Origin of the sequence: Streptomyces sp. NPDC014656 (assembly GCF_043084305.1) — a bacterium.
Lineage (GTDB): Bacteria > Actinomycetota > Actinomycetes > Streptomycetales > Streptomycetaceae > Streptomyces.
Map to the genome: position 1 here is coordinate 57,098 of NZ_JBIBZN010000013.1, position 19,117 is coordinate 76,214.

The 19,117-nt window shown below is 72.0% G+C and carries 18 protein-coding genes and 1 tRNA gene; 7 read left to right on the forward strand and 12 right to left on the reverse strand.

Features of this window, described 5'->3' with window-relative positions:
- Window positions 1–18: 18 nt before the first annotated feature.
- The 5 genes from ACF1ED_RS26695 to ACF1ED_RS26715 form a co-directional block, all read right to left on the reverse strand.
- Window positions 19–1,485 (reverse strand): peptidoglycan D,D-transpeptidase FtsI family protein, encoded by a 1,467-nt coding sequence (locus ACF1ED_RS26695; protein ID WP_391764587.1) that lies wholly within the window; start codon window positions 1,483–1,485, stop codon window positions 19–21.
- Complete coding sequence (locus tag ACF1ED_RS26700) at window positions 1,482–2,924, reverse strand: FtsW/RodA/SpoVE family cell cycle protein (protein WP_043222782.1); 1,443 nt, start codon at window positions 2,922–2,924, stop codon at window positions 1,482–1,484. The genes ACF1ED_RS26695 and ACF1ED_RS26700 overlap by 4 nt, the downstream gene beginning before the upstream one ends.
- A gap of 26 nt (window positions 2,925–2,950) precedes the next feature.
- Entirely contained in the window at window positions 2,951–4,435 is a 1,485-nt protein-coding gene (locus tag ACF1ED_RS26705) for a Stp1/IreP family PP2C-type Ser/Thr phosphatase (protein ID WP_391764589.1), read from the reverse strand.
- Between the two features lie 96 nt (window positions 4,436–4,531).
- On the reverse strand, window positions 4,532–5,062 hold the full coding sequence (locus ACF1ED_RS26710) for an FHA domain-containing protein (RefSeq protein WP_391764591.1): 531 nt from the start codon (window positions 5,060–5,062) through the stop codon (window positions 4,532–4,534).
- Window positions 5,063–5,072: 10 nt separating this feature from the next.
- A complete protein-coding gene (locus ACF1ED_RS26715; RefSeq protein ID WP_391764593.1) occupies window positions 5,073–5,918 on the reverse strand; it encodes an FhaA domain-containing protein in 846 nt (281 codons plus the stop codon).
- Window positions 5,919–6,576: 658 nt separating this feature from the next.
- Between ACF1ED_RS26715 and ACF1ED_RS26720 the strand changes: the two genes are divergently transcribed.
- The 3 genes from ACF1ED_RS26720 to ACF1ED_RS26730 all read left to right on the forward strand — a co-directional run bounded on the left by ACF1ED_RS26720 (window position 6,577) and on the right by ACF1ED_RS26730 (window position 9,358).
- Window positions 6,577–6,663, forward strand: a tRNA-Leu gene (locus ACF1ED_RS26720).
- 133 nt (window positions 6,664–6,796) lie between these two features.
- Entirely contained in the window at window positions 6,797–8,638 is a 1,842-nt protein-coding gene (locus ACF1ED_RS26725; RefSeq protein ID WP_391764595.1) for a sensor histidine kinase, read from the forward strand.
- 39 nt (window positions 8,639–8,677) lie between these two features.
- Window positions 8,678–9,358 carry a response regulator gene (locus ACF1ED_RS26730; protein ID WP_391764597.1) on the forward strand — a complete coding sequence of 227 codons (681 nt, stop codon included), beginning with the start codon at window positions 8,678–8,680 and terminating at the stop codon, window positions 9,356–9,358.
- Between the two features lie 61 nt (window positions 9,359–9,419).
- Here the strand turns inward: ACF1ED_RS26730 and ACF1ED_RS26735 are convergent, their stop codons facing one another.
- Window positions 9,420–9,908 (reverse strand): MarR family winged helix-turn-helix transcriptional regulator, encoded by a 489-nt coding sequence (locus ACF1ED_RS26735; protein ID WP_391764599.1) that lies wholly within the window; start codon window positions 9,906–9,908, stop codon window positions 9,420–9,422.
- 97 nt (window positions 9,909–10,005) lie between these two features.
- Between ACF1ED_RS26735 and ACF1ED_RS26740 the strand changes: the two genes are divergently transcribed.
- From ACF1ED_RS26740 to ACF1ED_RS26755, 4 genes are all read left to right on the forward strand, one after another.
- Window positions 10,006–11,100, forward strand: coding sequence for a hypothetical protein (locus ACF1ED_RS26740; protein WP_391764601.1), 1,095 nt, complete (start codon window positions 10,006–10,008; stop codon window positions 11,098–11,100).
- Window positions 11,101–11,246: 146 nt separating this feature from the next.
- On the forward strand, window positions 11,247–12,692 hold the full coding sequence (locus ACF1ED_RS26745) for a DUF2252 domain-containing protein (RefSeq protein ID WP_391764603.1): 1,446 nt from the start codon (window positions 11,247–11,249) through the stop codon (window positions 12,690–12,692).
- A 203-nt stretch (window positions 12,693–12,895) separates the two neighbouring features.
- Window positions 12,896–13,729: a J domain-containing protein gene (locus ACF1ED_RS26750; RefSeq protein WP_391764885.1), complete on the forward strand. Its 834-nt coding sequence runs from the start codon at window positions 12,896–12,898 to the stop codon at window positions 13,727–13,729.
- 50 nt (window positions 13,730–13,779) lie between these two features.
- Window positions 13,780–14,121: a rhodanese-like domain-containing protein gene (locus ACF1ED_RS26755; protein WP_351844966.1), complete on the forward strand. Its 342-nt coding sequence runs from the start codon at window positions 13,780–13,782 to the stop codon at window positions 14,119–14,121.
- A 16-nt stretch (window positions 14,122–14,137) separates the two neighbouring features.
- Here ACF1ED_RS26755 and ACF1ED_RS26760 read toward each other — a convergent pair whose 3' ends face one another.
- From ACF1ED_RS26760 to paaA, 6 genes are all read right to left on the reverse strand, one after another.
- Entirely contained in the window at window positions 14,138–15,271 is a 1,134-nt protein-coding gene (locus tag ACF1ED_RS26760) for an acyl-CoA dehydrogenase family protein (protein WP_391764605.1), read from the reverse strand.
- 137 nt (window positions 15,272–15,408) lie between these two features.
- A complete protein-coding gene (locus ACF1ED_RS26765) occupies window positions 15,409–16,470 on the reverse strand; it encodes a 2Fe-2S iron-sulfur cluster-binding protein (RefSeq protein WP_391764607.1) in 1,062 nt (353 codons plus the stop codon).
- Entirely contained in the window at window positions 16,471–16,974 is a 504-nt protein-coding gene (paaD, locus tag ACF1ED_RS26770) for a 1,2-phenylacetyl-CoA epoxidase subunit PaaD (RefSeq protein ID WP_391764609.1), read from the reverse strand.
- The gene (gene paaC / locus ACF1ED_RS26775) at window positions 16,968–17,732 is read right to left on the reverse strand and encodes a 1,2-phenylacetyl-CoA epoxidase subunit PaaC (RefSeq protein WP_391764611.1); all 765 of its coding nucleotides are present in this window, start codon (window positions 17,730–17,732) and stop codon (window positions 16,968–16,970) included. Before paaC ends, paaD begins: the two co-directional genes overlap by 7 nt.
- Complete coding sequence (paaB, locus tag ACF1ED_RS26780; RefSeq protein ID WP_043229098.1) at window positions 17,729–18,016, reverse strand: 1,2-phenylacetyl-CoA epoxidase subunit PaaB; 288 nt, start codon at window positions 18,014–18,016, stop codon at window positions 17,729–17,731. The genes paaC and paaB overlap by 4 nt, the downstream gene beginning before the upstream one ends.
- On the reverse strand, window positions 18,013–19,026 hold the full coding sequence (paaA, locus tag ACF1ED_RS26785) for a 1,2-phenylacetyl-CoA epoxidase subunit PaaA (RefSeq protein ID WP_391764613.1): 1,014 nt from the start codon (window positions 19,024–19,026) through the stop codon (window positions 18,013–18,015). The genes paaB and paaA overlap by 4 nt, the downstream gene beginning before the upstream one ends.
- Window positions 19,027–19,117: the final 91 nt, after the last annotated feature.

Sequence of the window (19,117 nt, forward strand, 5' to 3'; positions counted from 1 at the left end):
CACCGGCCCTTCGCAAGATCAGCCGCGGCTCTTCAGGACCGCCTTCATGACCGCCTTCGCGATCGGCGCGGCGAGACCGCCACCGCTGATGTCCTCACGGCCGACGCCCTCGGCGTCCTCGACGATCACGGCGACGGCGACCGGGGAACCCTGGTCGGTCTTGGCGTACGAGATGAACCAGGCGTAGGGCCGCTTGGCGTTCTTCTCGCCGTGCTGCGCGGTACCGGTCTTGCCGCCGACCTTCACGCCGTTCATGTTCAGGTCGGCCTTGGCGCCGGTGCCCTTGGAGACGACGTTCTCCATCATGGCCTGGAGCTTCTGGGCGTTCTCCGGCGAGACGGGCTGGCTCATCTGCTCCGGCTCGTTCTGCTTGATCACGTCCAGGTTCGGCGCGCGCAGCTGGTCGACCATGTACGGCTTCATCAGCTTGCCGTCGTTCGCGATCGCCGCCGTGACCATCGCCATCTGGAGCGGGGTGGTCGCGGTGTTGAACTGGCCGATCGAGGAGAGCGCGTTGCCACCGCGGTCGGCCTTCTTGTCGTAGACCGACGCGGCGGAACGGACCGGGGTGAACTGCTCGGCGTTGAAGCCGAACTTCTCCGCCATCTCGTTCATCTTCTCGACGCCGACGTCGTCGCCGAGCTTGGCGAAGACCGAGTTGCAGGAGACCCGCAGCGCCTCGTTGAGGCTGGCGTTGGCACAGCCGCCCGAGTGGTTCTTCATCGGCAGCGTGGAGAGCGGGATCTTCCAGCCCTCGGGGGTGTCGGTCGCCGCGTCGATGTCCTTGACCTTGCCGGACTCCAGCGCGGCGGCGGCCGTCACGACCTTGAAGACCGAGCCGGGGGGGTAGATCTCGCGCAGGGCGCGGTTCTGCTTCGGCTTGTTCTTGTCCTTCTCCAGCCCGACCCAGGCCTTCTCGTCCTTGTCGGAGTAGCCGGCGAAGGAGGCCGGGTCGTACGAGGGGGTGGACGCGAGCGCCAGGATCTTGCCGGTCGACGGCTCGATCGCGACGACGGCACCCGTGTTGTTGCCCAGGCCCTCGAAGGCGGCCTTCTGCGCGGCGCCGTTGAGGGTGGTGACGACGTCGCCGCCCTTCTTCTTCTCGCCGGTGAACATGGCGAGGGTGCGGTCGAAGAAGAGCCGGTCGTCGTTGCCGGTGAGGATGCCGTCCTCGATCTTCTCGATCTGGTTGGCGTCGTACGCCTGCGAGGCGTAACCGGTCACCGGGGCCCACATGGGGCCGTCCGCGTAGGTCCGCTTGAACTTGTAGAACTTGTCGCCCGAGTCGACGGAGCCGGTGATCGGCTTGCCGTCGACGATGATGTTGCCGCGCTCGTTCGAGTAGCGCTCGATCTGGATGCGCCGGTTCTTGGGGTTGGCGTTCAGCTCGTCGGCACGGACGAACTGGAGCCAGTTGTCGCGCAGGAGCAGGGCGAGGACGAGCAGGCCGCAGAAGATCGCGACCCGGCGCAGCGGCTTGTTCACGGACGGACCACCTGGGTCATCTCGGCGTCGGGATTCGGTGCGGGGGAGGGCGCCGGACGGCGCGCGGTGTCGCTGATCCGGATCAGGATGCCGATCAGGGCCCAGTTGGCGATCACGGACGAACCGCCGTACGCGAGGAACGGCATCGTCATGCCGGTGAGCGGGATGAGGCCCATCACACCGCCGGCGACGACGAAGATCTGCAGCGCGAAGGCGCCGGAGAGGCCCATCGCGAGCAGCTTGCCGAAGGGGTCGCGGGCGGCGAGGGAGGTGCGGATGCCGCGCTCGATGATCAGGCCGTACAGCAGCAGGAAGACCATCACGCCGGTCAGACCGAGCTCCTCGCCGACGGTGGCGAAGATGAAGTCGGAGTTGGCGGCGAACTGGATGAGGTCGGAGTTGCCCTGGCCGAGGCCGGTGCCGAGGATGCCGCCGGAGCCGAAGGACATCAGCACCTGCGTCATCTGGTCACAGGCGTACGCCATGTTCGAGCCCTCGGGAGCCGTCTTGAGGCACTCGAAGGGGTCGAGCCAGGCCGCCACGCGGGACTGCACGTGGCTCGCCGTGGAACCGACGACCACCGCGCCCGCGACGGCCATCAGCAGACCCATGACGATCCAGCTGGTCCGCTCGGTCGCCACGTAGAGCATGATCACGAACATGCCGAAGAACAGCAGCGAGGTGCCGAGGTCGTTCTCGAAGACCAGGATGAGGAGGCTGACCGCCCAGATCGTCAGGATCGGGCCGAGGTCACGGCCGCGCGGCAGGTAGAGCCCCATGAAGCGGCGGCTGGCCAGGGCCAGCGCGTCCCGCTTCACCATCAGGTAGCCGGAGAAGAAGACGGCGAGGACGAGCTTGGCGAACTCACCGGGCTGGATCGAGAAGCCGCCGATGCGGATCCAGATCTTGGCGCCGAAGACGTCCGTCCCGAGGCCGGGGACCAGCGGCAGCAGCAGGAGCACCAGCGCCACGACCATGGAGATGTACGTGTACCGCTGGAGGACCCGGTGGTCCTTGAGCAGCAGCAGCACGCCCACGAACATGGCGATGCCGATCGCCGAGTACATCATCTGGTTCGGCGCGGACGGGCTGAAGGCCCCGTAGCTGCGCTTCGCCAGGGAGATCAGCCGCGGCGACTGGTCCAGCCGCCAGATCAGCACCAGGCCCATGCCGTTGAGCAGGGTCGCGAGCGGCAGCAGCAGCGGGTCCGCGTACGGCGCCCACTTGCGGACGACGAGGTGGGCGACGGTCGCGAGGAGCGCGAGGCCGAGCCCGTAGCCGAGCATGCCGGAGGGCACCTCGCCGTCCAGCGCGAGCCCCACGTTGAGGTACGCGAACACCGGGATCGCGACGGCGAAGGCGAGCAGCGCCAGCTCGGTGTTGCGGCGGCTCGGCGCCTCGATCGCGCCGATGGTGGTCGTGTTGGTGACAACGCTCATGGTGGTGAAAGGCCCCCTACGGGTGCTTACTGCTTGCCGCAGTTCGAGGCCAGCTTCTGCTCCTCCGCGGTGAGGGTGGGACCCGGGGTCGGAGCGGCTGTGGTGGGCTTGGATTCGGGCTTGGCGTCCGCGCCGTCGGCCGGCTTCTCGGCCGCCTTCTCCTTGTCGGCCTTCTCCTTGGCCACGCGGCGTTCTTCGGTCTTCTTGCAGGCCGAGGCCTGCACGGCCAGCTCGGAGATCTTCGTCTGGGCCTTGGCGAGGCTGCCGCCCGCGATGGTGTCCTCGACCTGCTTCCGCTGGTAGGCGGGGAGGTACTTGAGTTCGATCTCGGGGTGGTCCTTCTCGACCTCCGAGAGCTTCACCCAGGCGAGGTCCTGGCTGATGCCCCGGTACAGCGCCACGTGCTCGGCGTTGGAGCCCACGAAGTACTGGGTCTGGGTCCAGCGCCAGCCGCCGTACGCGCCGCCGGCGAGCAGGCCGAGCGCGAGGAGCAGGATCAGGGTGCGCCCGATCCACCGGCGCTTGCGGCGCGGCTTGACGAAGTCGTCCTCGGTGTACGAGTCGAAGGCGCCGTGCGGCGGGCCGCCGTAGCCGTGGTCGTCGCCGCTGCCGGGCGGGCCGAAGCCGCCGGCGGGCGGCTGGTGGTGCGGGGCGGGGCGGCCGAGCCCGGAGGCGCGGCCGGCCGGGGTCTGCATCGCGCCGCCGTCGTTCAGCTGCTGCTGGTTCTCGGCGACCGCGCCGACGACGACCGGGGTGTCGCTGAGGTGGCCGGCGAGGGTGTCGCCACCGTCGACGTCGAGGACGTCGGCGACGATCACCGTGATGTTGTCGGGGCCGCCGCCGCGCAGCGCGAGCTGGATCAGCTCCTGCACGGTCTCCTGCGGGCCCTGGTAGCTGGCGAGGGTGTCCTCCAGGGTCTGGTGGGACACCACGCCGGACAGGCCGTCGGAGCAGATCAGGTACCGGTCGCCGGCGCGGACCTCACGGATGGAGAGGTCGGGCTCGACGTGGTCGCCACTGCCGAGCGCGCGCATCAGGAGCGAGCGCTGCGGGTGGGTGGTGGCCTCCTCCTCGGTGATCCGGCCCTCGTCCACGAGCCGCTGCACCCAGGTGTGGTCCTGGGTGATCTGGGTGAGGACGCCGTCGCGCAGCAGGTACGCGCGGGAGTCGCCGACGTGCACGAGGCCGAGCCGCTGCCCGGTCCACAGCAGGGCGGTGAGCGTGGTGCCCATGCCCTCCAGCTGCGGGTCCTCTTCGACCATCATCCGGAGCTGGTCGTTGGCGCGCTGCACCGCCGTGCCCAGCGAGGTGAGGATGTCGGAGCCCGGGATGTCGTCGTCGAGGACGACGAGCGTCGAGATCACCTCGGAGGAGGCGACCTCGCCGGCGGCCTGGCCGCCCATGCCGTCGGCGATCGCGAGGAGACGGGGACCGGCGTAGCCGGAGTCCTCGTTGCCCTCCCGGATCATGCCCTTGTGCGAGCCCGCGGCGAATCGCAGGGACAGACTCATGCCCACCTGCCCTGTCGCCGCTGCATCGGGGTACAGCCGGTCTCGACCCACACTGCCCACCCTCCGGTCGCTCCGGTCAGCTCGCTCATTGTCGTACTACTTCCGCAGCTCGATGACGGTCTTGCCGATGCGGATCGGCGCCCCCAGCGGAATCGGCGTCGCGGTGGTGAGGCGGGTCCGGTCGAGGTACGTGCCGTTCGTGGACCCGAGGTCCTCGACGATCCACTGGCCGTCCCGGTCGGGGTAGATCCGGGCGTGCCGGCTGGACGCGTAGTCGTCGTCCAGCACGATCGTCGAGTCGTGCGCCCGGCCCAGCGTGATCGTCTGGCCCTGGAGGGCGACGGTGGTGCCGGTGAGGGTGCCCTCGGAGACGACCAGCTTGGTCGGCGCGCCGCGCCGCGACCGGCCGCCGCCGCCGGACGGCTGCGGCTGCTGGCCGCGCTGTTGCGGCGGAGCGGCCGGTTGGCGCCCGCTCTGCTGGGGACGCGCCTCCTGGCGGCGCGAACCGCGCTGGGTCACCCGTGTGCCGAACAGGTCACTACGGATGACCTGGACGGCCACGATGACGAACAGCCACAGAACGGCCAGGAAACCCAACCGCATGACCGTCAGGGTCAGCTCTGACATTGCCCCCGCTTCACCCTTCGGCTTGCCGGTAAACGATGGTGGTGCTGCCCACGACGATCCGCGAGCCGTCGCGGAGCGTAGCGCGGGTGGTGTGCTGCCCGTCCACCACGATGCCGTTGGTGGATCCGAGATCCTGGATCGTCGAGGGCGTTCCGGTCCGGATCTCGCAGTGCCGGCGGGACACGCCGGGATCGTCGATCCTCACGTCCGCGTCGGTGCTGCGGCCGAGGACCAGGGTCGGGCGGGAGATCTGGTGGCGGTTGCCGTTGATCTCGATCCAGCGGCGCACCTGGGTACCGCCGGGCGCCGGGGGACGGCCGCCACCGGCGGGCCGGTGACCCGCGCCGCCGGGCGGCGAGGGGGGCATCGGCGGAGCGCCGGGCGGGGGCCCCTGAGGGGGGTACCCGTAGCCGCCCTGGGGCTGTCCCTGCTGCTGGTGGGGCTGGTGCTGCTGCCCGCCGTGCGGCTGCGGCTGGGACGTGCTCGACGCGAGCGTACGGCTGCGCACCCGGTACAGACCGGTGTCGAGGTCGTCGGCCTTCTCCAGGTGGACCTTGATCGGTCCCATGAAGGTGTACCGCTGCTGCTTGGCGTAGTCCCGGACCAGCCCGGCGAGCTCGTCGCCCAGCTGTCCCGAGTAGGGGCTCAGGCGCTCGTAGTCGGGCGCGCTGAGCTCCACGATGAAGTCGTTGGGGACGACGGTCCGCTCGCGGTTCCAGATCTGCGCGTTGTTGTCGCACTCGCGCTGGAGCGCGCCGGCGATCTCGACCGGCTGGACCTCGGACTTGAACACCTTGGCGAAGGTGCCGTTGACCAGACCTTCGAGACGCTGCTCGAAACGCTTCAGGACTCCCATGGGGCACCTCCTCCGTCGTTGCCGTCCTGGTACTGCTTACTGATCGTATCCACGCGTCGGGAAATCGGCTGGTTCCCCTTCTCTGCCCTGTGGACGAGTGTCACCTCTCACAGGCCCTCCCCCCAGGGATCGTAGAGGGGGCCTGTGGACAGTGTCCCGCACGCGGCTGTCCGACAGGAGGGGCGGAGGGCGGGAGCGAGCGGGTCCATCGGGGCGGCCGGCGCCGCAACCTCCCGCTTCTCCCCTGTCTCTCCCATCTCTCCCCTCTTTCCCCTGTGTCCCTTCTCTCCTTCTTCTCCTTACTTCTCCCCTCCAGCCCTGCGGCCCTTCGCCTCTGTACCCCTGAGCCTCTCCGTCCCTTCGTCCCCCCGGCCGTCTGTCCTTGTGCTTCTGCGCCTCTGCGCCTCTGTGCCTCTGCATCCCCGGGCCGGTCCCTCCTCCGCTCCGGGCGGAGGAGGGGGGAGGGCGGACGAAGATCTCTTCCTCGGTCTGTCGCGCGGTCTCTGCCGGAGGGGCGGCGACGCCCTCTCCTCCTCTCCTCTGTTCTGCTCGCGGGGGGCCGAAACAACGGATGTGAATCCACCGTCTCCGACGTGCTAATCTTCAGATGTCGCCAGGAGCTCGCACCGAAAGGTGAGAGACCGGGAGACCACCCAATGCGCGGGTGGCGGAATAGGCAGACGCGCTGGATTCAGGTTCCAGTGCCCGAAAGGGCGTGGGGGTTCAACTCCCCCCTCGCGCACCAGACGGAAGCCCCGTAGGTCCCAGACCTACGGGGCTTCCGCGTTGTCCGGACAGGTGACACCCCGTCTTTCGTCGTTCCGGGCCGCGACGAAAGAGGGACGCCTCGGGGCCGCGCCGCTGCCTAGGGTTCGAGCGTGGAAGCGACGCGGGTGGGAACGGAGGCCGGGAAGACGGCCGCCGGACGGACGGAAGCCGGGAAGACGGGGGACGGGAAGACGGGGGACGGGCGCGGGATCGGGGCCAGGACGGCCGCCGCGTGGAGATGGCTCGCGCCCGCCGGGAAGTGGTCGCGGCGCAGGACCGTCGGGGAAACCGCCCTCACCGCCGTCGTCGCCCTGCTCGCCGCAGGCACCGAGGAACTGCTCGGCGGCGAGGGCCCCCAGCTCGTCGCGGTCGCCGTCGGCGCCGCCGTACTGTCGCTGCTGCGCCGCCGGTTCCCCGCCGGCGTGCTCGTCCTCACCGCCGCGCTCTCCCCCGCCGTCCCCGGACTCGGCGCGCTGCTGCTCGTCCTCGGCTGGTCCGCCGGCGGCCACATCGTCGGTGTCGGCCGGGCCCTGCACGCCTACGTCGCGGCCTACGTCCTCAACGTCGGCTGCACCCTGCTCGTCAGCTGGGACAGGCAGCGACTGCTCACCCTCGCCTTCATGGCGACCCTCTACTACCTGGGCACCACCCTCGCGCCCGGCCTCGCGCACCGCTACTGGGCCCAGCGCCGCACCCTCCTCCACGCCCTCCAGGAGCGCAACGTACGACTGGTGAGAGAGCGGGCGATGATCGGCCGGAACGCCCGTCTTAGGGAGCGGCAGCGCATCGCCCAGGACATGCACGACAGCCTCGGTCACCAACTCGCCCTGATCGCCGTGCAGACCGGCGCGCTGGAGGTCGACCGCGAGCTGACCGAACGGCAGCGGCAGGTCGTCGGCGTGCTCCGGAACGCGTCCGTGACCGCCATGCACGAACTGCGGGAGGTCGTCGGCATACTCCGGGACGGCACCGAGGCCCCCGACCCCGACACCGGGCCGGTGGCCGCCGGCGACGAGAGCGGCCGGGCGGCCCGCGGGATCGCCGGCATCGAAGGGCTCGTCGCCTCCGCACGCGCGGCCGGCACCCGCGTCACGCTGCGGCGCAGCGGAGACGAGCGGCCCCTGGAGCCGGCCGCCGGGCACGCCGCGTACCGCATGGCCCAGGAGGCGCTCACCAACGCCTACAAGTACGCCCCCGGCGCCCCGATCAGCGTCGAACTGCGCTACGAGCCCGACACGTTCGTCGTCGAGATCTTCAACGAGGAGCCGGCCGACGGCCCTGCGGAGGGCGTCGTCAGCGGCGGCCAGGGCCTGGCTGGCCTCGTCGAACGGGCCCGGCTCGTCGGCGGCATGTGCCACGCGGGACCCGCCGACGGCGGAGGGTTCCGGGTCGCCGGGATGCTGCCGTACGGTTCCGCGCCGCCCGGCGAATCCGCGCCTTTGGTCGATGCGGCCGACGACTTCCGGCAGCAGTCGACGAGGCCCCTCGTCGGAAAGGGTCGTCCCGTACCGGCCGGAGATCCCGACTGGACCTTCACGGAGCGGGAGTTGGCGATGGCGCTGCACGGGAGCAAGAAACGGAGCACCGGGGCATCGGTCGCGCTCGGCTGCGGCATCGCCTTCGCGGCGCTCGTCGTCCTGCTCGTCGCGGCCGGATTCGGCCTCTACCACCTCATCGGATCCTTCCAGGAGAACATGGTCACGCCCGAGAAGTACGAGTCGATCGCGCTCGGCACGGCCGAGGCCGACGTCCGGTCCTCGCTGCCCGGTTCCGACTCCCTCGCGGCGCTGGGGATCACCGACAAGGGAGGGCCCGCCAGACCGGAGGGCAGCACCTGCCTCGTCGTGCTCTCCACCGAGATGGGCGACGAATTCGAGGAGGACCCCGTTTTCCGGTTCTGCTTCAAGGACGGCAAGCTGATCGAGAAGAAGTCGTACGTCGTGAGGCAGTAGCGCCTCGGCGGCCCGTACCGGAGCGTTGGGGGAGGCGCAGTGCTGTCAGAGCGGACGGGACGGCCCGGACGGGTCGTCAAGGTCGTGGTCGCCGACGACGAGCCGCTGATCAGGGCGGGGATCAGGATGATCCTCAACTCCGATCCGGACATCCAGGTGGTCGCGGAGGCCGCGAACGGCCGCGAGGCCGTCGACGCGGCCCGCGCGCACGCCGCCGACGTCGTGCTGCTCGACATCCAGATGCCGGTCCTCGACGGGCTCTCCGCCCTCCCGGAGCTGCGCAGGGCCGCACCGGCGGCACGGGTGATCGTCCTGACCACCTTCGGCGAGCGGGAGAACGTCCTGCGGGCGCTGGAGCACGGCAGTGCCGGCTTCCTGCTGAAGGACACCGCCCCCGCCGAACTGATCGGGGCCGTCCGGGCCGCGGCGGCGGGCGACGCCTACCTCTCGCCGGCGGCGACCCGGCACGTCGTCGAACGGCTCGCCTCCGGCCGCGAGACCGCACGCGCCGAACAGGCCCGCGGCCGGATCGCCGCACTCGGCGAGAAGGAGCGGGAGGTGCTGGCCGTCCTCGGAGAAGGACTCTCCAACGCCGACGCGGGCCGTCGGCTGCACATGAGCGAGGCGACCGTGAAGACCTACGTCAGCCGGATCCTCGCCAAGCTCCAGTGCGAGAACCGGGTCCAGGCGGCGCTGCTCGCCCGGGACGCGGGGCTGTAGCGCAGGGACCGCCCGGGACGGCCGTGACGGTCAGGATCGCCCGTGACGGCCGGTGGGGCGGTCAGCGGGGGTCGGGGAGATCGGCGGGGCCCGCCGCGTTGTAGCGGAGGAGGTAGCCGGCGAAGCGGGCCAGGTCCTCGCCCGACCAGTCCCGCAGGCGCTCCTGGTAGGCGGCGAGACGGTTGGCCTGGGCGGCGGCGAGCACGGTGAGACCGGCCTCCGTGGGGTGCAGCACCTGCACCCGGTGGTCCTCGGGGGCGGGCCGGCGCTCCACCAGGCCCAGCTTCTCCAGGCCCCCCAGCTGACGGCTGACCGTCGACTTGTCCAGGAGGTAGTGCGCCGCGAGATCCGTGGCGCGGCAGCCGCTCTGCTCCGCGATGTGGGCGAGGAGCGTGTACGAGACGAGCGGGATCTCCGGGTGGACCCGGGCCGCGGCGGCGCGGGCCCGGCGTGCGAAGGCCGTCAGCTCGCGCTGGATGACGTCCACGGACGCCTCGCGCGGTGCCCCGTGCGCCGTGTCGGGCGTCGCTCCGGTGTCGGCGTCGGACATGTGGGCTCCCTTGGCGCGCTCGCCCTGAACGGACTTTCGGTTGTATAGTACAACGGTTCTTTAGTTGTAAAAGCCAACCAACGTCTTCGGAGGTCACGTGTCCACCGGACCGAACCCCACCGCCGGCGCCCTGCGGCACGTCCTCGGGCACCTCCTCACCCCCCTCCTCATGTGCCTCGGCATGGGCCTCGCCTACCTCGGCGCCTTCCACGCCCCCCAGCCCCACGACCTGCGCGTCGACATCGTCGGCTCCGGGCCCGCCACCCAGGTCCTCGCCCAGACCCTCCAGGACGAGGCCGACGGCGCCCTCGACGTCCGCACCGTCCCCGACCGCGCCACCGCCGCCATCGCCCTCCGGCAGCAGGACAGCTACGGCGCCTACATCCCCGGCGACCACCCCGAACTCCTCGTCGCCTCCGCCTCCTCCGACACCAGCGCCATGGCCGTCGAGAAGGTCTTCACCCGGGTCGCCGCCGGCCAGGACGCCCCCCTCAAGGTCACCGACCTCGCCCCCACCGCCTCCGGCGACCCCACCGGCCAGGGCGTCTTCTTCCTGCTCGTCGCCGTCAGCATCGGCGCCTACGCCTCCGTCGCCGTCATCAGCGCCGCCGGAGCCGCCCTCCCCATGCGGATCCGCGCCCTGCTCGCCGCCGGAACCTCCCTCGTCGTCAGCCTCATCGGCACCCTCTTCGCCGGACCCGTCTTCCACCTCGTCGACCACGGCCTCGCCGGCGTCTGGGCGCTCTCCTGGCTCTACGCCGCCGGCGTCCTCCTCATCGGCATCGGGCTCCACACCTACCTCCGCCGGTGGACCACGCTCGGCGTGATGGTCCTCTTCGTCATGCTCAACTTCACGAGCTCCGGCGGCATCTACCGCCCCGAGCTCCAGCCCGGCTTCTTCGGCTCCCTGCACGCCTTCTGGAACGGCGCCGGCCTCGTCGAAGGCATCCGCGGCCACGTCTACCTCGACGGACACGGCCTCGGCGGCAACGTCCTCGTCCTCGCCCTCTGGTTCCTCGCCGGAATCCTCCTCGTCACCCTCGCCGGCCGCACCGAGGCCAAGCGGAACGCCCTGGCCGCCGCCCACGGGCAGTCGCGGAAGGAGACGAAGCGGGAGGCAGAGGCAGCGGCCGAGACGAAGGAGGAGAGGGAAGAGAGGGAGGAGGAGATGGAGGAGGCCGTGGCCGTCTGACCGGTGGTGGCCCTCTGACCAGGGGATCGGCTGTTTTCCACAGGCCGTTGTCCACAGGGGGAGACGGCCGATCAAGACCGGCTGTACCGTCAGCCCCGGAAGTCGTCGGACCCACCGTCCGACCAGTCATCGGGGGAGGTCGTCCCATGGACGAGATCCAGGCCGTCGTGCCGGGACAGCGTGGCGGAACGGACGGGCAGCGCATCCCGCACGTGCCCGGATTCGTACGGCGCGGCACCACGGAGCGCTCCCCCGGTGCCGTCGGCAAACAGCTGCGCACCACCGCCCCCCGCTCCTCCCACGCGGAGCTGACCCTCCCCGCCGGACGCCCCGACGCCGTCCGCGCCGTCGAGGAGTCCAGCCGCGACCGGGTTCCCGAGCTCACCCCCCTCCGCGTCGGCCGCATGGCCGCCAACCCCTTCGCCTTCCTGCGCGGCTCCGCCGGCCTCATGGCCCACGACCTCGTCGGCACCCCCGTCACCGGCGTCGCCGCCCAGCTCTGCGGCGACGCCCACGCCGCCAACTTCGGCCTCTACGGCGACGCCCGCGGCCGGCTCGTGATGGACCTCAACGACTTCGACGAGACCGTCGTCGGCCCCTGGGAATGGGACCTCAAGCGGCTCGCCACCTCCCTCGTCCTCGCCGGCCGCGTCGTCGGCGCCGACGAGGACACCTGCCGGGCCGCCGCCTTCGACACCGTCGGCGCCTACCGGCGCACCATGCGCCTCCTCGCCCGGCTCCCCGCCCTCGACGCCTGGAACGCGATACCCGACGAGGAACTCGTCTCCCACACCGACGCCCGCGACCTCCTCGGCACCCTGGAGCGCGTCTCCGCCAAGGCGCGCAACAACACCAGCGCCCGGTTCGCCGCCCGCTCCACCGAGGCCGTCGCCGAGACCGACGGCGGCGGACGCCGCTTCGTCGACGCGCCCCCCGTCCTGCGCCGGGTGCCCGACGCCGAGGCCGCGGCCGTCACCACCGCCCTCGGCCCGTACCTGGAGACCGTCTCCGAGGACCGCCGCCCGCTCCTCGCCCGCTACACCGTCCACGACGTCGCCTTCCGGGTCGTCGGCACCGGCAGCGTCGGCACCCGCTCCTACGTCGTCCTGCTCCTCGACCACCGCGGCGAACCTCTCGTCCTCCAGGTGAAGGAGGCCCGCCCGTCCGCGCTCCTGCCCCACCTGCCCGCCGCCGGGTTCGCCGTCCCCGAACCCGGCCACGAGGGCCGGCGCGTCGTCCTCGGCCAGAAGCGCATGCAGGTCGTCAGCGACATCCTGCTCGGCTGGACCACGGTCGACGGCCGCCCCTTCCAGGTGCGCCAGTTCCGCAACCGCAAGGGCAGCGTCGACCCCGCCGCGCTCACCGCCGACCAGGTCGACGACTACGGACGCATGACCGGCGCGCTCCTCGCCCGCGCCCACGCCCACAGCGCCGACCCCCGCCTGATAGCCGGCTACTGCGGCAAGAACGAGGAGTTCGACGAAGCCGTGGCCGCCTTCGCGGTCACCTACGCCGACCGCACCACCGCCGACCACGCCGACCTGCTCACGGCGATCCGCACCGGCCGCATGGCCGCGGAACTCGGGGTCTGACGGCGGGACGCGGGCTGCTGGCTCCGGCCTGCCGCACGACACGACGAAAACGGGGGGAGGGGGAGGGGAGGGAGGGGGGAGGGGCCCCCGGTGAGGACCTAGGCTTGAGGGGTCGGGCCGGAACGAGGACGTGGGCGGGCGTGAACGTGAGCGAGGACCAGCACCAGGGCCAGGAGCCGGAGCCGGATTCGAAGGCGGAGTCGGTGAGTGGGTCGGGAGCGGAGCCGGGGACGGAAGCCGCAGCCGGGTCGAGGGCCGGGGACGAGCGGCCGGAGGCTCGGCTGGAGCGGGCCGTGCGGGTGGCCGAGCAGGCGCTGATCGAGTTCGAGATCGCCGTGGAGACCTTCCGGGTCGAGGTGGAGAACTTCTCGCGGCTGCACCACCAGAAGCTGGGTCCGATGTACGCGCGGCTCGACGAGCTGGACGCGTCGATCGCGGAGGCGCGGGCCGAGAGGAGCGGTGACCCGGAGGATCTGCGGCGGGCCCAGGAGGCGCGGGCCGCGGTGCTGCCGCTGCCCGGTGTCGAGGCTCTCTTCGACGACTGGATCGACTCCGACGGGCTCTCCCCGGAGGCGGCCGCGATGCTGACCGATCGGCCGGTGCGGCCGCCGCAGCGGGTGCGGCCCAGCGAGGAGGTCCGCCGGCTCTACCGTGAGCTGGCCCGCAAGGCCCATCCCGACCTGGCGCGGGAGGACGACGAGCGGAAGCGGCGGGAGGAGTTCATCACCCGCGTGAACGCCGCCTACGCGCGGGGCGACGAGACGGTCCTGCGGGAGCTCGCCGACGAGTGGGAGGCTGGCCCGGTGCCGGCCGAGGAGCGGCTCAGCGAGAGCGAGGAGCTGTACGCGCGGCTGGAGTGGCTGGCGCAGCGCAAGGACCTGCTGTCGGCGCTGGCGCGGGAGCTGGAGGACAGCGCCATCGGCTCGATGCTGCGGCTGGCGCCGGAGGACCCGGACCGGCTCCTGGAGGAGATCGCCGAGCAGCTCCGCGGGCAGGTGTCCGAGCGGGAGGCCGAGCTGGCCACGCTGGTGCAGTAGGTTTTCCCAGGTCGAGGCGGTTCCGCCGTACAGGAGAGAAGGTCGTTCCCATGAGTTTCGCCCCGCTGCCGTCGGTGCCCGCCGCGTCCGTCCCCGCCGATGCCCTGGTGCTCGACGTGCGGGAGGACGACGAGTGGGCGGCCGGACGGGTCGAGGGCGCGGTGCACGTGCCGATGAGCGACTTCGTGGCGCGGTTCGCCGAGGTCGGAGAGGTGCTCGCCGAGCGCGGCCGCGCCTATGTGATGTGCCGGGTGGGCGGCCGCTCGGCGCAGGTCACGCAGTACCTGGTGCAGCAGGGCTACGACGCGGTGAACGTGGACGGCGGGATGGTGGCCTGGGAGGGCGCCGGGCGTCCCGTGGTCGCGGACAACGGGCCCGGGTTCGTCGCCTGAGTCGTACCCTTCCTGGTCAGTCCAGGGCATGGGCGGCGATGAGGTCGCCCAGGGCCTCCTCGTGGGCGGCGGCCGGGCCCAGGGAGAGTTCGAGGTACTTGGCCCACGCGTGGTAACGGTGCAGCGGGTAGTCGGTGTCGGCGCCGAAGCCGCCGTGCAGGTGCTGGGCGGTCTGGACGACCCGGCGCACGCCCTCCGAGGCCCAGATCTTGGCGACGGCGAGGTCCGCTTCGACGGGCAGGGCCGCGTCGGCGGCCGTGGAGACGCGCCAGGCGGCCTGCCACAGGGTGGCCTCCATCGCGCGGAGGTCGATGTAGCGGTCGGCGGCCTGGACGGCGACGGCCTGGAAGGTGGCCACGGGGTGGCCGAACTGTTCGCGCTTCCCGGTGTACTGGCTGGTCATGGTGAGGACCTGCTCGCCGAGGCCGAGGGCGAGCGCGCAGGTGCCGGTGGTGAGCAGGGCGCGCAGCGCCGGCCAGGCGCCGGCGGAGTCGAGGACGCGGTCGGCGGGGAGCCGTACGGCGTCGAGCCGTAGCCGGGCGAGGCGTTCGCCGTGGGTGCCGTACTGGGCGTCGAGGGTGAGTCCTTCGTGGCCGCGGGGGAGCAGCGCGAGGACCGTGCGGCCGTCGGTGGTGCGGGCGGGGACGGCGGTCAGGTCGGCGTGGTGGGCCCACGGGACGTGGTCGGTGGTGCCGTCGAGGATCCAGTGGGTGCCGTCGGGGCGGGCGGTGACCGCCCGCTCGGCGGGCTCGTGGCCGGTGGTGCCGTGGGCGGCGGCGGTGAGGACGAGCCGGCCCGCGCCGACCTCGGGCAGGAGCGCGGCGGCGGTGTCGGCCGGCGCGTGGTGCTGGAGGACGTGGGCGACGGCGGCGGTCTCCAGGAGGGGGACGCGGGCCAGGACCCGGGCGGATTCGCGCACGACGAGGCAGAGGGCGACGGCGTCGAGGCCGGTGCCGCCGTGCTCCGGGGCGACGAGGAGGCCGAGGAGGTCGGTGGCGGCGAGCCGCTTCCACAGGGCCCGGTCGAGGTCGTCGGCGACGGCGGTCGGGGTGAGGGAGGGGCTGGGTACGGCGTCGGGCGCGACGTCGGCGAAGACGGTGCGGGCCGTCTCCGCGGCTGCCTGCTGCTCCTCGGTGAACGTGAAGTCCATGGCCCTGCCCTTCCGTTGCTGTCCGTTGCTGTTCTTCGGTGTCCGGCGGCCCGTCAGGCAGCACTGTGCTGACGGGCCGTCAAGATAGAACAGGTTCTAGCGGAAGGGAATGGGACCGGCGGGCCGGGCGGGCTGGCTCAGCGGTCGAAGTCCAGCTCCACGTCGGGGGTGGCCGGGTGGGACTGGCAGGCCAGGACGTAGCCGGCGTCGGTCTCCTCCGGTTCGAGGGCGAAGTTGCGGTCCATGCGGACCTCGCCGCCGACGACGAAGGCCCGGCAGGTGCCGCAGACCCCGCCCTTGCAGGCGTAGGGGGCGTCGGCGCGGGCGCGCAGGACGGTGTCGAGGAGGGTCTCGCCGCGCTCGACGGGCCAGGTGCCGGAGCGGCCGTGGAGGGTGGCCGTGAGGGTGGCGTGGGCCGGGGTGTCGGCGGTGGGGACGGGCGCGGGGCCCGAGCCGTCGTCCACGTGGAAGATCTCCTGGTGGACGCGGGCGCGGTCGACGCCGAGGTCGCGCAGGGCCCGCTCGGCGCCCTGGACGAGGCCGTAGGGGCCGCAGAGGAACCAGCCGTCGATGCCGGTGACCGGCAGGAGGGCGGGCAGGAGGGCGGCGAGCCGCTCCTCGTCGAGGCGGCCGGAGGGGAGGCCGGCCTGCTGCTCCTCGCGGGAGAGGACGGTGACGAGCTGGAAGCGGTCCGGGTGGCGGTCCTTCAGGTCGGCGACCTCGTCGAGGAACATCGTGGAGGCGGCGGTGCGGTCGCTGCGGATCAGGCAGAACCGGGCCTCGGGTTCGCGGTCGAGGAGGGTGGCGGCCATGGAGAGCACCGGGGTGATGCCGCTGCCGCCGGCGACGGCGGCGAAGTGCCCGGGGCGCGGGTCGAGGACGAAGCGGCCGGTGGGGGCCATGACGTCGACGGTGTGGCCGGGGGCGAGTTCCTTGAGGGCCCAGGTGGAGAAGGCGCCGCCGTCGACGAGGCGGATGCCGACGCGGAGTTCGGGCCGCTCGCCGGCCGGGGCGGCGGCGGAGCAGATCGAGTAGGTGCGGCGGACCTCTTGGCCGGACTCGTCGGTGCGGCGCAGGGCGAGGTGCTGGCCGGGGCGGTGCCGGAAGGTCTCGTGGAGGGCTTCGGGGACTTCGAAGGTGACGGCCACGGAGTCGTCGGTGAGCCGCTCGACCCTGCTCACCGGGAGCGGATGGAACATCTACAGCTCCTTGAAGTGGTCGAAGGGCTCGCGGCAGGAGGTGCAGCGGCGCAGGGCCTTGCAGGCGGTGGAGGAGAAGCGGCTGAGGAGCTCGGTGTCCGTGGAGCCGCAGTGGGGGCAGCGGATGGCCAGGGTGAGGGCGACGGGTCCGCCGGCGGGGCCCTGGGGGCGGGGCGGGGCGATGCCGAACTCGGTGAGTTTGCGGCGGCCTTCCTCGCTGATGTCGTCGGTGGACCAGGCGGGGGCGAGGACGGTGACGACGGTGACCTCGGGGATGCCGTGTTCGTGGAGGGCGTGCTCGATGTCGGTGGACATCGTCTCCACGGCGGGGCAGCCGGTGTAGGTGGGGGTGAGGGCGACCTCGACGCGGCCGGGGCCGGTGACGTGGACGCCGCGCAGCACGCCGAGTTCGGCGAGGGTGAGGACGGGCAGCTCGGGGTCGGGGACGGCGCCGGCGATCCGGGCCAGCTCCGCCTCCAGGGGGGTGGTGGCGGTGGTCACCATGTCGCCCCCGGGTGGCTGCGGTGGAGGTGCTGCATCTCGGCGAGCATCCGGCCGAAGTGCTCGGTGTGGAGGCCCTGGCGGCCGGCTCCGGCGCGCCAGGCGCCGGTGCGGGGGCCGGTGGGGACGGGGAGGCCGGCGCGGGTGAGGACGGCGGTGACGGAGTCCAGCCAGGCCGCTTCGAGGGCGGTGGTGTCGAGTCCGAGGCCGTCGAGGGGCTGGAAGAGCTCGCCGGTGTAGCGCCAGAGGGCGTCGCACGCCTGTCGCATGCGGCGGTGGCTCTCCTCGGTTCCGTCGCCGAGGCGGAGGGTCCAGTGCTCGGCGTGGTCCTGGTGGTAGGCGACTTCCTTGACGGCCTTGGCGGCGAGGCCGGCCAGTGGGGTGTCGCCGGTGGCCAGGGCCGCGTAGAGGAGCCGCTGGTAGGTGGAGAAGTACAGCTGGCGGGTGATGGTGTGGGCGAAGTCGCCGTTGGGCTGCTCGACCAGCTGGACGTTGCGGAAGTCGCGCTCCTCGCGGAGGAAGGCGAGTTCGTCCTCGTCGCCGGCGAGGGAGAGGAGGACGCGGGCCTGTCCGAGGAGGTCGAGCGCGATGTTGGCGAGGGCGACCTCCTCCTCCAGGACGGGGGCGCTGCCGGCCCACTCCCCCAGGCGCTGGGCGAGGACGAGGGCGTCGTCGCCGAGGGCGAGGGCGGCGGCGGTGACCGCCGGGTCGGTGGCCGTGCCGGTGGTGTCGGGGGTGCCGGTGGTGTCGGTGCTGGTCACAGGTGCTTCACCCCCTCCGGGATCTCGTAGAAGGTCGGGTGCCGGTAGGGCTTGTCGGCGGCCGGCTCGAAGAAGGGGTCCTTCTCGTCCGGGGAGGAGGCGGTGATGGAGGCGGAGGGGACCACCCAGAGGGAGACGCCTTCCATCCGGCGGGTGTAGAGGTCCCGGGCGTTGCGCAGGGCCATCTCGGCGTCGGGGGCGTGGAGGCTGCCGGCGTGGGTGTGGGAGAGCCCTCGGCGGGAGCGCACGAACACCTCCCACAAGGGCCAAGTGTCGCTGCTCATGCCTGTGCCTCCCCGTGCTGTCCGGTGTGCTTGCGCGCGTAGGCCGCGGCGGCCTCTCTGACCCAGGCGCCGTCCTCGTGGGCCTGGCGGCGCTGGTTGATCCGCTGGTCGTTGCAGGGGCCGTTGCCCTTGAGCACGTCCCAGAACTCGGCCCAGTCGATGGGGCCGAAGTCGTAGTGCCCGCGCTCCTCGTTCCACTTCAGGTCGGGGTCGGGGAGGGTGAGGCCGAGGGACTCGGCCTGCGGGGCGGCGATGTCGACGAAGCGCTGGCGCAGTTCGTCGTTGGAATGGCGCTTGATCTTCCAGGCCATCGCCTGCGCGGTGTGGGTCGATTCGTCGTCCGGCGGGCCGAACATCATCAGGGACGGCCACCACCAGCGGTCCACCGCGTCCTGGGCCATGGCGTGCTGGGCCTCGGTGCCGCGGGAGAGGGTGAGCAGGGCTTCGTATCCCTGGCGCTGGTGGAAGGACTCCTCCTTGCAGACGCGGACCATGGCCCGGGCGTAGGGGCCGTAGGAGCAGCGGCAGATGGGGACCTGGTTGGTGATGGCGGCGCCGTCGACGAGCCAGCCGATGGCGCCGACGTCGGCCCAGGTGAGGGTGGGGTAGTTGAAGATCGAGGAGTACTTCTGGCGGCCGGTGTGGAGCTTGTCGAGGAGCTCGTCGCGGCTGACGCCGAGGGTCTCGGCGGCGCTGTAGAGGTACAGGCCGTGGCCGGCCTCGTCCTGGACCTTGGCCATGAGGATGGCCTTGCGGCGCAGCGAGGGCGCGCGGGTGATCCAGTTCGCCTCGGGCTGCATGCCGATGATCTCGGAGTGGGCGTGCTGCGCGATCTGGCGGACGAGGGAGGCGCGGTACGCCTCCGGCATCCAGTCGCGCGGTTCGATGCGCTCGTCGGCGGCGACCGCGGCGTCGAACACCGCCTCGCGGGCGGCCCGTGCCGCCGCGTCCGCGGCGTCCGTGCCGGGCGCTTCCGCGGTCACTGCCGTCCCTGCCGTCCCTGCGGTCATCAGACCCCCTACCGACCGATCGTTCGGTTGAACGACTTCAATGGTGGGACGGCGGCCCGTATGGTGTCAACCCTGTGGATAACCGCCTGCT

Excerpts from the sequence above, each read along its gene's own strand:
- ACF1ED_RS26700 (WP_043222782.1), bottom strand. The coding sequence starts at position 2,924 with ATGAGCGTTGTCACCAACACGACCACCATCGGCGCGATCGAGGCGCCG.
- ACF1ED_RS26705 (WP_391764589.1), bottom strand. The coding sequence starts at position 4,435 with ATGAGTCTGTCCCTGCGATTCGCCGCGGGCTCGCACAAGGGCATGATC.
- ACF1ED_RS26710 (WP_391764591.1), bottom strand. The coding sequence starts at position 5,062 with ATGTCAGAGCTGACCCTGACGGTCATGCGGTTGGGTTTCCTGGCCGTT.
- ACF1ED_RS26715 (WP_391764593.1), bottom strand. The coding sequence starts at position 5,918 with ATGGGAGTCCTGAAGCGTTTCGAGCAGCGTCTCGAAGGTCTGGTCAAC.
- ACF1ED_RS26735 (WP_391764599.1), bottom strand. The coding sequence starts at position 9,908 with ATGTCCGACGCCGACACCGGAGCGACGCCCGACACGGCGCACGGGGCA.
- ACF1ED_RS26745 (WP_391764603.1), top strand. The coding sequence starts at position 11,247 with ATGGACGAGATCCAGGCCGTCGTGCCGGGACAGCGTGGCGGAACGGAC.
- ACF1ED_RS26755 (WP_351844966.1), top strand. The coding sequence starts at position 13,780 with ATGAGTTTCGCCCCGCTGCCGTCGGTGCCCGCCGCGTCCGTCCCCGCC.
- ACF1ED_RS26760 (WP_391764605.1), bottom strand. The coding sequence starts at position 15,271 with ATGGACTTCACGTTCACCGAGGAGCAGCAGGCAGCCGCGGAGACGGCC.
- ACF1ED_RS26765 (WP_391764607.1), bottom strand. The coding sequence starts at position 16,470 with ATGTTCCATCCGCTCCCGGTGAGCAGGGTCGAGCGGCTCACCGACGAC.
- paaD (WP_391764609.1), bottom strand. The coding sequence starts at position 16,974 with ATGGTGACCACCGCCACCACCCCCCTGGAGGCGGAGCTGGCCCGGATC.
- paaB (WP_043229098.1), bottom strand. The coding sequence starts at position 18,016 with ATGAGCAGCGACACTTGGCCCTTGTGGGAGGTGTTCGTGCGCTCCCGC.
- paaA (WP_391764613.1), bottom strand. The coding sequence starts at position 19,026 with ATGACCGCAGGGACGGCAGGGACGGCAGTGACCGCGGAAGCGCCCGGC.